This window comes from Flavobacterium sp. NLM, from assembly GCF_002210235.1.
Classification (GTDB): Bacteria; Bacteroidota; Bacteroidia; order Flavobacteriales; family Flavobacteriaceae; genus Flavobacterium; species Flavobacterium panici.
Window position 1 is genome coordinate 429,417 of record NZ_LIAC01000002.1, and the last position, 12,183, is coordinate 441,599.

13 protein-coding genes are annotated in these 12,183 nt (G+C 35.8%); 2 read left to right on the forward strand and 11 right to left on the reverse strand.

The window, feature by feature from the left end:
• Nucleotides 1-26: 26 nt before the first annotated feature.
• From APR43_RS03790 to APR43_RS03845, 11 genes are all read right to left on the reverse strand, one after another.
• Nucleotides 27-509, reverse strand: a complete 483-nt coding sequence (locus tag APR43_RS03790; RefSeq protein WP_053472734.1) for a cupin domain-containing protein — start codon at nt 507-509, stop codon at nt 27-29.
• A gap of 85 nt (nt 510-594) precedes the next feature.
• Nucleotides 595-2,055 carry an FAD-binding oxidoreductase gene (locus APR43_RS03795; RefSeq protein WP_053472733.1) on the reverse strand — a complete coding sequence of 487 codons (1,461 nt, stop codon included), beginning with the start codon at nt 2,053-2,055 and terminating at the stop codon, nt 595-597.
• Between the two features lie 26 nt (nt 2,056-2,081).
• Nucleotides 2,082-2,819 (reverse strand): Dabb family protein, encoded by a 738-nt coding sequence (locus APR43_RS03800; protein WP_053472732.1) that lies wholly within the window; start codon nt 2,817-2,819, stop codon nt 2,082-2,084.
• A 45-nt stretch (nt 2,820-2,864) separates the two neighbouring features.
• Nucleotides 2,865-3,887, reverse strand: coding sequence for a heme-binding protein (locus APR43_RS03805; protein ID WP_053472731.1), 1,023 nt, complete (start codon nt 3,885-3,887; stop codon nt 2,865-2,867).
• 55 nt (nt 3,888-3,942) lie between these two features.
• Entirely contained in the window at nt 3,943-4,305 is a 363-nt protein-coding gene (locus APR43_RS03810) for a putative quinol monooxygenase (protein ID WP_053472730.1), read from the reverse strand.
• An 89-nt stretch (nt 4,306-4,394) separates the two neighbouring features.
• Nucleotides 4,395-5,669, reverse strand: a complete 1,275-nt coding sequence (locus APR43_RS03815; protein WP_053472729.1) for a ferritin-like domain-containing protein — start codon at nt 5,667-5,669, stop codon at nt 4,395-4,397.
• Nucleotides 5,670-5,674: 5 nt separating this feature from the next.
• Entirely contained in the window at nt 5,675-7,555 is a 1,881-nt protein-coding gene (locus APR43_RS03820) for a GMC family oxidoreductase (RefSeq protein WP_053472728.1), read from the reverse strand.
• 15 nt (nt 7,556-7,570) lie between these two features.
• On the reverse strand, nt 7,571-7,993 hold the full coding sequence (locus APR43_RS03825; RefSeq protein WP_053472727.1) for a sugar dehydrogenase complex small subunit: 423 nt from the start codon (nt 7,991-7,993) through the stop codon (nt 7,571-7,573).
• Between the two features lie 866 nt (nt 7,994-8,859).
• On the reverse strand, nt 8,860-10,101 hold the full coding sequence (locus APR43_RS03835; RefSeq protein WP_053472726.1) for an MFS transporter: 1,242 nt from the start codon (nt 10,099-10,101) through the stop codon (nt 8,860-8,862).
• A 4-nt stretch (nt 10,102-10,105) separates the two neighbouring features.
• Complete coding sequence (locus APR43_RS03840; RefSeq protein WP_053472725.1) at nt 10,106-10,318, reverse strand: hypothetical protein; 213 nt, start codon at nt 10,316-10,318, stop codon at nt 10,106-10,108.
• Between the two features lie 10 nt (nt 10,319-10,328).
• Entirely contained in the window at nt 10,329-10,922 is a 594-nt protein-coding gene (locus APR43_RS03845) for a TetR/AcrR family transcriptional regulator (protein ID WP_053472771.1), read from the reverse strand.
• A 207-nt stretch (nt 10,923-11,129) separates the two neighbouring features.
• Here APR43_RS03845 and APR43_RS03850 point away from each other — a divergent pair, with 207 nt between their 5' ends.
• Nucleotides 11,130-11,531 carry a DoxX family protein gene (locus APR43_RS03850; protein ID WP_053472724.1) on the forward strand — a complete coding sequence of 134 codons (402 nt, stop codon included), beginning with the start codon at nt 11,130-11,132 and terminating at the stop codon, nt 11,529-11,531.
• Between the two features lie 241 nt (nt 11,532-11,772).
• Entirely contained in the window at nt 11,773-12,108 is a 336-nt protein-coding gene (locus APR43_RS03855; RefSeq protein ID WP_235992020.1) for a hypothetical protein, read from the forward strand.
• Nucleotides 12,109-12,183 lie beyond the last annotated feature (75 nt).

Sequence of the window (12,183 nt, forward strand, 5' to 3'; positions counted from 1 at the left end):
TTTAAAAAATTTCAAAATGTGCCTGTTTATGAGGGATTAGTAAGGGCTATAATTAATTTTTTGTGTTCAGGATATTGTGCAATTAAGGTATCTCGATCTCCTAAAAAGTAATTATCAGGATTAAAAGGAGGCGCCATTGATACGCCCATAAGGCTCCAGGAATCTTTACTTTTAATTCTGGAACCAATCCATGTTCCGCCCGGAATTACTTTCATTGGTTTTCCGCCTTTAGCAATATCATTACTAAAAATACATATTTCTGATTTTGGCGTATGACCTTCCGGGTATAATAAAAGCATTTCTACAGGCTTTCCCGCATAAAAATGATACAGCATATCTCCTGTAACTTTATGCATAATAGAGCAGCGGGAATTATCCAGAAAATAATAGATCGCGCTGCAAGGAGTATTTTCGGCAGGCGGGATAGGGTAAGTATTGGCAAAATAACCGCCTTCGGTACTGTTTAACTGCAAATTAAGAAGTCTAATTATTTCAGATGCTGGTGACATAATGTTAATGTTTAATTGGTTTGTTAGAAATAGTAAATCCCCGAAGATTTATACTAAAACTTCGAGGATTTGGGGTTAGTAAGCATTATACTCTGGTTCGGTTGATCGGGCTGATATCTGTTAATTCTTTTGTTGGATTAAATGGCGAACCAACGCTTTGCTGGAAATTAAAATAATTGTTTGGATCTACTTTCTTTTTAATTTCTAAAAGGCGTTTGTAATTGCTTCCGTAATATTGTTCGGCCCAGTTGTGCTGTAAAGGATCAATGTAGTTTACATAAGCTCCCGTAGCATTTCCGGCATCAGATAATCTTTCGAAAAATTCATACGCCCATTCTACATTTTTCAATGTATCTCCAGGTTTATCTAAATCCCAGATTGCTTTAACTTCCGGAATAAAACGGCTGTTCCTGTGTACGTATGCTGTAGCGTCTGAGGCAACATTTTCGATTGCACCTCCGGCATGTGTCCAAACGGCAAAACTTTCCGCAGACGGAGCTTTACTCATCGATTCTATAATAACCTTTGCTACTTTATTATTCATTCCGCCTTCTGGAAGAACCGTAGAACGGATGTAGGAACTTCTTCCGGCAACTCTTGTCGTGTAACCGTTATAAAATTCCCAGTCCGGAAGTGTCATATTAAACAAATCGGCATTAATTGGTTTTAGTTTTAAAAGTCCCTGAAGATGTTCAATTCCTTCGGCGCCGTCACCATTAAAAACCGGAGTTAAACCCAGCACTTTTACATTGGTCACTTTGTCAATTAGGTCTTTTTGATTTCCCATAAAACCATAAACGGCCATTGCGTCGGGAACGGTTTCAACCCATTCGTTGTAATAACCTAATACATCTTCGGCCATTTCTAACGGATATCGAATTTGCCCCACTAACATTTTTTTGCTTAAAGGTTTACGAACTCTCATTTCCATTTCGACTACAATTCCAAAGTTTCCGCCTCCGCCTCCGGAACAAGCCCAGAAAAGATCAATATCTTCTGCAGAAGTACTGTGTAAACCAATATGACGTAGTTCTCCGTCTGGAGTAACAATTTTTAAACTTTCAAGATTATCGATGCTCATTCCGTAGGAACGTGAAACAAAACTATAACCGCCGCCTAGCATAAAACCCGGAGGTGCAACAGTAGGGCAGCCGCCGCCTACGGGAATTAATCCTGTACTGGTTAACTGCATAAACTTGTAAACATCGTACCAGATTACGCCCATTTCTGCCGTAACGGTTTCTTTTTTAGGATCGAATGTAATTCTGTTTAAATTTTTCATTGCAATTACAACACCGCCTTCATTCAGGCAATAACCGGCAGCACTGTGTCCGCCGCCTTTTATGGAAAAAGGAAGATCGTTTGTAATGGCAAATTTTAATCCCAGTCTCACATCTTCAACTACGGCCGGAAAAATGATTAAACGCGGTCTGAACTGAATTCGGCCGTTATCAATTTTTATAACATCTTCATATTCTGAATCGCCGGGCTGAAGCACATAACCGCTCAGCTCACGAACTAATTCCTGAATTGCTGTTTCTATCATGATTTTTAGTTTTTGAGGTTAATTTTTTATCTGGTAAGCGAATACACTTTTGATTGATATTTTATGTAAGAATCAAAAATGTACGTGTTGTCAATCATTCCGGCTGTTGCAGGAAAAAAATCTTCGTGCTTTTTGCTTGTCAGATAATCATCGTACGCTTTTTTACTTTCGTAGATAATAGAAACCGCAACATCAAAATTTCTAACAGAAACATTTCGTTTAATGTCGGTTAATCCGCCGGTTGAAAACTGCTGAATTCCCAGATGTCCTGATAAATATTCTACACAGATATCCGTAAATTTTTTAATGTTTTCCGGAGATTTATCTTTTAGAGAGAAATACAAGTCATGAAACATACTTTGCGGATAGTTTCCATCGGCACCAATAGTTTGCGGTTCAGATGAATTTCCTCCAATAATAAGATTGGTTACATAATAATCCATAACACGTCTTGTTGTGCCCGGAACCCATCTGTTTACGTCAATTACGAACTGATTATGTGCAGAATCATTTCCGTTATAGACATTAAAAGCATCTTCGTTTGCAAAAAGCTGATGCATGGCAATGTCATAATTAAGATCATTTTCAGGACGAATCATATCATCGGCTCGAACACCAATCCAGAACGAAATCATTCCAACAGATTCAGAAAGATATTGTCTTGCTTCTGCCATATAAGCTTCTACAATGCCTTGCGCATTACTTGTACCCAGATTGAAGTACGTGCTGTGCAGCAACATGGGTGCGTTATTTGAATTTTCCATTTGAATTTCTTTTAAATTTTTTTAGTTGATTTTCTTCAGAAATTATTATTGCTGAAGACGAAGTGTTGCTACTGAAATATGAGGCCATTTAATTTCGACAACGCTTCCATCTGGGGCAAAAACGGGGAAATCAAGGATTACGGTTTGTGTATACTGCAATTGAAGGAATTCTGAACCATCTGGATTTGCAACAGTTTCGATCCAAAAAATTGCAGAAAGACTGTTTGCATTGGCATTTACATTTACAAACGGAATGTTTGTAATACCGCCAACCGGAGCAGTTGCGCCCGGAGTTGCAACGCCATCAATTGGGTTTGCATCTAAAAAGATTACAACGGTTTTAGTAATGTTTTGTCCTTTAATAGCATTTTCCAAAAGAATATTCGGGTTCATAATTACTTCTTTTGCAATTCCCGGAGGCGGAACAGCATTTACCAATTGTGATAAATACGTTTCGCTTGTGTCATTTACTCTTTTCCCGTTTACAATAAAAAACGGAGTAGGATCTGCTACTTCAAATTGTGGCGGCCCGTTTACGGTAAAAAAAGTTCCTTGTGCTAAAATTGAATCTCCGTGCGGAATTGAACCTAATCTGGCGATACTTGGCTGTACCGCAGGATCAGTACCACTTGGAAGATTTAAGAATAATCCCGTTTCTAAATGAATTCCGTTTTGACCGCTTGGCAGGTTAACATCATCTACTTGCTGTAAATAATGCAGCCCCTGAAAAGCGATATCAGATTGTGCATTTCCACGGTTGATAATATCGCCTCCAATTGAATTGAAAGTAAAAGTTTCTGCTGTTGAATTTAATATGATTTTAAATTTATCAGCCGGAGGCGGACCCGGTTTTGCCTGATTCATATTTGGAACTTCAATGATATTGAATCCCGGACCAACCCAGGTTCCAACTAATGAATTTAATACACCAAGATCAGCTGATGGAATTTCTACAGCTTCGGCTTTAAATTTTGACTTAAGGCCCTTATTGACTGTTTTTGTTTCTAGCTTTTCTAAACCTGACAGGTTCAGGTTTGCTAACGGATTGTTGTTTTGTTGTGATGCCATTTTATTTTTTTGAATTGATTTTGTTTTTAATAGGGTATAAAATTATTTTAAGGATTTAAAGTGCTTTTCGGCTAAATCCCTGAATCTGAAATAATACTTCAGTGGTCATGAAAACATTTGGCGGCGTGCTGAAATCACTTAGAAATAAATCGCCGTATGTTTTTACAAATTCAGTAAATATGGGGCCGTTTACATGTTTAAAAAACGCATCCTGATTTTCGTAAACTTCCCAAAAAATTACCTGACCCTGTGGCGGAGTCGGAAGGCTTTTTTGGTTGAAATCCGGAACGTGAACCATATACAATAATGTTTCGGGTTCGTTTTCCTGAACATCTTTTGCGAGTTGAATTAAAGCTGTTTTTGCTTTTTCTTCATTTCCGGGCAAAATGGTCCATTTTGCTTCAAGTGGGTAATACATAGTTTTGTTGTTTAGTTGTTAGTTATATTGACATTGAATTACAATTAAAATTGAAATCGCCATTGTCATTACCATTGAAATTGCCATTTTTATACTTCTACATATTCAAATGTTGGCCCTGCGCATTCGCCATTTTCCAGCGGAATGTTTAGTAATTCCAACGCTTTGTATTTAAGTTCATACATCACTGTAATTCCTTTAATAACAAGTTCAGGTTCACCGCTCACTGCATCGTTAATTCCGTTTAGGAGCTGTACATATACTTTATTGAAGTCTTTTGCTTTTTCCAGTAATTCAGGATTTTTTTCATAATCTTTCATTTTTGGATTTGCTTTCATATTATAAACAGATGACCAGCTTACCGTAAAAGGTTTTCCTGTTGGTATACTTTTTACAGGCATTTGAAAATTGGTATCATTCGCGCTGTACATTCTTCCAAAACAGATTTCCTGAAACTTGAAATAGTGTGCATATTCAATATCTTCTCCAAATAAAACCTGCTCTGTTGCAATAGTTCCGTCGATACCTTCACCTTGACCTACGATTTCTCCAATCGCTTCTTCGGCATCTTCATACGTTACAACTTTTGTGATTTTACCACCGCTTCCATAATAATGTTCGGCAGTAATTTGACGGCTTGGATCTCCAATGAAAATTCCATTCTTTGTTGTTTTCTTTGCTTCTTCATTTAAACGAAGCAAACCATAACGAATCGCTTCATAAAATTGCCCGATGCTATCAAAATGACCCGTAATAGGCGCTTTTGGATCAGAAGGTCTTTCGATTGTAGAAAATTCATCTAATGCTTCTCTGGAGAATTTTAAAAGATGAACTTCAAACGGAGGCGAACCTTTCGGGACTTCCGGAACAATGCCGCCCGGAAGCGGAGTAGGGTAGTTTGGAATAATCTCTTTTACGTTAAAAAGTTTATCACCTTTTTTAATTGTTTTTGGATCTGTAATAGCGTTCAGAATATTGGATACCAAAACCATGTGCAGCATTTCTTCAACCACGACACTTCTAATAAGCGCTGCCGCCTCTACATTGCTTCCTTCTTTAATCGTGTAAAGTCCGCATAAATAAGGAGGAATCGTTGAAAGCTCTAATTTTAAAGCAGTTCTAAGACAATCCTGAAGATGTTTCAAATCCTTGATGTAATTTTTTACATCTCTTTTAGACATTTTCAACGACATTCCTTTTGCACTTTTAGCTGTTATTGCCGGCGCAATACTGAGTTCATTATCAGCAATAAAGGCATTATCTGTTGCAACTGAGTAAACCTCTTCGTTAATATCCAGATCAGCAATTGGTTTAATTAGCTTTTGACGATTCGGATTGTTCTTTTGAAATAATTTATTTTCCATAATAGTTATTGTTCAAGTTGTTGAAGGATAGCTTCTGCCGCTTTAAAAGTTAGGGCAGACATAGTTAGAGTTGGGTTTGATGTTCCTAGAGTCGGCATATTTCCACAGCCTACTAAGTACAAATTTTCGTGGTCCCACGTACGCATATTGGCATCGACTACAGAATCTTCTTTTGAAAATCCCATTCTGTGTGTTCCTACAATGTGTCCTGCACCAGCAAAAGTGTAACCTTTGCCTTTGTAAGTCACATAATCAGCATCCGAAGCCGGATTGTAAGATGTAAAATCTTCAATATCACATTGGCTGAACAATTGCTCAGAAACAATTCCTGATGCTTCAAAAGCTTTCAGCATATATTCTGTTGCTTTATAATGAATTACAGGTCTGTAATTGCCAATATTATCTTTGTATTGAGGATCAATTGTTACACGATTATCTGGATCTGGAGCCTGTTCGCATTCAAAGTGTGTAAAGAATTGTCTTGTAACCAGATTTTCGATTTTAGCACGAAGCTCTTTACCAATAATGCCTTCATTTACAGCATTAATAACATCTGTTGCAGGTGAACCAGTTGGCCATGCCCAGCCCCAGTTGTCTAACGGTAAAATCCAGGCAGCGTGATTTTTACGGAATTCTCCATCTCTAAAAGTTGGAATGTTAGAAGTAGAACCCGGACCACGATACGGATAAATAGGATCTTTTGATAATCCCCATCTTAAAACCGTCATATGATCCATTAAATTACGTCCAACTTGGTCACTGCTGTTTGCTGCTCCTGACGCTAATAATAATTTAGCATTTTCAATTGCGCTGCAGGCCATTACATATAAAGTTCCTTTTGCAGTATGAGTTTCATATTCTGATGAACTTCCTTTGATATACGTTTTGTATTCAACGCCATTAATCCAGTTTGAAGTTTCGTTAATTAACAATCTTGAAGCAACAGCTTGTGTTTTTACGACAAGATTTCCCATGTCGCACTTTCTGAATGTTTTTAAGGCGTTGTATTTTGCCTGAACCGGACAAATAGGTACACAGCTTGCATTTCCTTCACAGCGCTGACCTGTGTATTGATCCCAGTTTGAACCAACCGGATCATATTCTCCGGGTTGATTTTTGATAATATCTAATTTTTTTGAACCGGGATTCCATTCCACTCCACCAATATTGTAATCAAGATTAGGGATTGAATTTCTTCCTTGTGGCGTACTGATACAAGTTAATTTATAGTCTTTACCATTAAGTTTAATGTTATTGTTTTTATCAATAACTTTTTTCATTACGCCGTCAAGGTAACTCGTTGGAATACCTTTCATTGGAAACACATAATCTTTACCAAAAATGTTTTTTTGTTCGATAGGATAATGCTGATCATCTACATTTCCAGAAACACCAATTTCGTTTTCAGCCATTTGATAATAACGGGACATATCATCATACTTAATTGGCCAGTCTACACCAACGCCATATTTAGATTTCATTACAAAATCGTTTGGCAGCATTCTAAGTGTAGTTCCAAGCCAGTGCAGCGTTGTTCCGCCTGGTGCTCTTGTATTATCACTTGCAAAAGGAAGCGGTCCCATTTGTACCAAATATCCTTTTGTTGAAGGTCTGTCTTTCGGGATTTTCTGAATATCAAGAACATCAATTGAAGGAGCATCTTTTATATTCGGATAAGGCGAATTCGGCACTTTTGCAGAAGCATTATAAAACGTATTAAGATAATCCTGATAGTTTTTATAATTAGCATCCTGATCCATTGCTATCCCTGCAGAAAGACCTGCTTCTAGCATTAAGACTTTCTTACCTGCATTGGTAAGAACCTTTGCTATTATTGATCCGGCAATACCAGAACCAACAATAACTACATCATAATTATTTTCCATTTGATTACCTTTTTGTTATGAATTTTTTACTGTAAGCGGACGTTCTGCCCATGAGCCGTAACCAGGTTGTTTTGCTCCCGGCGGATGTGTATGCGCAGCATTCCACATAAGTCCCTGAATATAAGAAGCTGATGATACTACATCGTTGCCCCAATTTCCGGTATACCAAAGGATAATGATGTTTTTTGCCAATCCATTATAAGCTGATGCAGCCATAAATTGTGAAGCTAAAGCAGCTTCAATGTTTTTTTTGGATTTGTCATTTAACAGCACATGAACATCAAGAAAGAAATAATCGATGTCCTGTTTGTCTGTGTTTTTCTGGATCGTGTTGTAGTAGGTTTCCAGCATTCCGGTAGCTTTAAGTTCAGTTTTACTGAATCCGGTTAGAAGCGCCGAAACCTCTAAAAAGAGTTTTGTGTGGGAATTAGGTTCCATGGTGTTAGTTTTTTGGGAATTAAAGGGTTAAACATTTTTTGTTAATTGGTTTTTGATGTAACATGTTTAAGTCCAATATGCTAACGTTGTACCTTGAGTATAGATGCGATGATACCTCCAGAAGTAAAGTCAAGCTTATACAATTGGCTGTTTCCGCAAGTTTTGAAGCGCAAGTATTAGTAGCGTTACTTTGCTTCGACACAGTAGTATTAGTTTTGATATTGAGCCTTGTTTTTTCTACTAAAATTACTGGAGATATAAAAAGGCTATTGATAAATTGATACAGGAGTAAGATTTTATGTCACAAAAGAGATAATTTTTGGTACTAAAACTTTTATAATGTTAGATAAGTTGTTAAAAGTTTAAAATATTAACATTAGCTTAAAGATTATAACATATTGAAATTGAGTTTTCTATGCGCTTATAATTAGTATCGGATGTAAAAGAGTTTTTATTTAGTTGCGTTATAAGCATAAAAATGCCCCAAAATAGTGTTTGACTTTTTTGGGGCAGTGTAAATCGAGACGGTCTCTTTTTTATTTTACATGTTTCTTTGTTCCGTAGGAACATTTCATTGGTAGAAAAATTATATTTTGATGATGGATTACGTTCCGTATGAACGTTTGATTTAGACATTGTTTTTAATAATCTGACCTATCAAACGTTCCTACGGAACGCAAATGTGGCCGATCTTTATTTTTTCTACCTACGAAACATTCCTATGGAATGATAAATCGGATATCAAAAATTAACCAATTAAGTCTCTAAAAACTAACAAAATATTTATAGCAAAAGAGCTGCCTCGACTTTAGAGGCAGCTCTTTATTATTTGAGAATTTGTTTAATTCTGAAGAATAAATTTCAGATTAAAGTTTATTCGCTTTAGTATCAACAATTTTACTTACTCTAAATACTAAAAAGATAGTAAGCAGCATAATTCCAGAAGCAGTCATTGCCAGAATATCATAATGTTCTAACGGTGCATAACTGTCTTTTTGATAAATAATTAATCCGGCAATTACAGCACCAAAACCTCCGGCCATTTGCTGTAAAGACGAGTTAATACTCATAAACGCACCACGATCCTGCGGATCTGGAATGGCAGACGTTAAAGTCGTTGACGGAACCATTCTGCTCATAATTGTTGCCATCATAAAAACGTTGATAAGCAATACAATATAGAATGGAGTTGGGCCAAAATGAGAATAAATATTGATTAGAATCACGGCAGATACAGTAGCAAATGCAAAGATTTTAAATTTATTTACCCTGTCACTCAACTTACCAATAAAAGGCATTGTAATTAAAGTTGCAATTCCGGTAATCATGAATAATAAAGGTAACTGTTCGTTAGTTACTTTAAGGTTGTTGATGGCAAACGCACTACCAAAAGGCATCATCATAAAACCTCCAATAGAAAGCAGGGCAGTAGCTAAAAATCCAACCTGATAATTCTTTTTAGAAATAGTATGGTACAAATGCATCAAGGCTGTTTTCTCTTGTTTTAAATGTAAATGCTCTGTAACAGGTTTTAATTTTACATATAAAATCATGGTGATAATAGCCGCCATTGCTGCAATCCATAAAAACGGAACGTGCCAACCCCAGGCATTTGCAATGTATAAACCAATTGGGATTCCAAGAACCTGACTCACGCCAAATCCCATTTGAATAAATCCCATTACTTTTCCTCTTTGCTTCAGGCTGAATAAATCAGCAACAATAGCAAGAGAGATTGAACCAATTACACCGCCAAATAACCCGGTGAAAACGCGTGCAGCAACTAACAGAAAAAAGTTAGGGGCAAGGGCACAAAATAAAGTCCCGATTGTAAATCCGATGTAAAAGAAAAGTAACAATTTTTTTCGGTCAAATTTATCTGCAAAACCAGCCGTTAGCAATCCGGAAATCCCGGCACTAAAAGCATAAGCAGAAACGGCAATACCAAATTGAGAAGCCGTAATATTTAAGGTTTTAATCATAATATCCCCAAGCGGCGACATTACCATAAAATCAAGCACAACCGTAAATTGTGTCATGGCTAAAAGAAATATAACCAGTTTTTGATAGCCATTAAAACCGGTTTCGATAGTTTGTTTTTCGTTCATATAATTATTGTAGTTCTTTGCAGTCAAAATTGTGAAAATTCAATAAGTCAATAATTTGAGCTGCGTTTAGTTTTTCGCTTATAATTCTCAATACGCAATCAATATCTTCCTGATCAATAGACCATTGCAATATAGATTTGTTTGCGTTTAAAAACGTTGCGATTTTGTTTTTACTTGTCTCTGTTTTTATATTAGTGGCGAATATCAATACATTCATAACATAAAATTTAAGGTGTTAATGCCTTTATCACGAGTCTAAAAGCTTCTTGTTGTATTTCATTTGTTAATTGAAATGGAGTGGTACCTCCAAGTCCTTTACCTTTTTCATGAAAACGAAGTAAATTGTACAACGGGCCATAAGCAATACTCCAGAATACCTCCTTTGATACTGGTACTATTTCTTTTCTTTCAATTGCCCGATGCAAAAACTTCGTCATGATTTCTTTGAGTTCCATCAAACTTTCGTTAACGATATGTTCACCATAATTTGAATTTTGTAGAATTTCCCAGCAGGCAATTTTATCAGTGTTTTTCAGCATAAACTCTGATCGGTTTTCCCATTGCTTGGCGAGACCTTCTACAAAAGGCATATCTGGCGAGAAATCTTTAAGCGAACTTTTAAAGAAGTAAGTGCCCATTTCAGTTCCAATTTTTTTAATCAGATCTTCCTTGTCGGCATAATAAATATAAAGTGTCGCTACAGAAATCCCGCACTCTTTCGCAAGTTTGTTCATTGTAAAGCCTTCTATGCCATACTTTACAATCATTTCTATAGTTTTCTCTTTAACTAATTCTTCTTTATTAATATCTCTTGTTCTCAAAATGAAAAGGATTTTATTGAATTGACATTGCAAAGATATAATAATAAATGAACGTTTATTCATTTATGAAAAATATTTTTCAAAAAACTTTAAAAGGGCAAAAGTTGGTTCCCAATATAATTTTACTATTTTTACTCTTAACAGCTATCATACTCAATATATTTGGTATGAAATACTGAATTGTTTTATTAACCTAATTATTTAAAAATGAGAAAAAACAACGATTTTGGTTTGTTAATACTTCGTATTACAATTGGATTTTTAATGCTTTTGCATGGTATTTCAAAATTTAAAGGCGGTTTAGATTTCATAAGCGGAATGCTTGTTGAAAAAGGACTTCCGGGTTTCTTTGCTTATGGTGTAATCATAGGCGAAATTTTGGCACCAATCTTAATTATAATTGGTTTTAGAACCAGAATTGCTGCTTTAATATTTGCTTTCAACTGTTTCGTTGCAGTTTTAATGGCACACAGTCAGGATATTTTTAAATTAAGCGATCATGGAGGTTGGGAATTAGACCTTCTGGGGTTATATTTCTTTACGGCAATTGCATTGTTTTTTACCGGAGGAGGAAAATTTGCTGCTTCAAAAAGCAATAAATGGGATTAAAAACTCATTAAAATATAAAATTATAAAGCGGCCGTTGAGCCGCTTTTTTTATGATTTTATTAGTAAGAAAGTCAGTAAAATCAGTGGGTGATAATAATTTGAATTCTAATGTTATTCTAATGTAGCGACGAAAATTTAGTTTTAACTTGCACCCTGAAATTTATTTTTTATGATGCTTAATAAAATTAAAAATAGCCTTTTATGTAAAGGCCTTCAGGCGTTACTAATCGGCTATTTTTTAATGAGCAGTATTAATGTCTCAGCAACTTTTAGCCGAATTATAAAAGAGAATACAGAAACTCATTCGGTTAAAGGAATAGCCTGCAATCTTTTAAAGAAAATCTTTAAGTGCGACGGAATCCCAGAAGAACTGGACGATTATGAAACAAAAGATACGAAGACCACAAAACTTGCAAAAGGAATTGTGTTATTAGAATATCTGGTTCCTTTAGATGCGTCTGTACCGGGATTTTATTTTCAAAATAATCTTAAAGGAAAAAATTATATAGATAATCCAATTTTCTCATTTGGATTTCACGGCAAGATTCATTTGCCGCCTCCACGATTTGTAATATAAGTGTTTAGTTTTGATTGGATTATGATAGTTTTTGTAATCCTAAATGCGATATTTTTCGTAAATTAACATCTATTA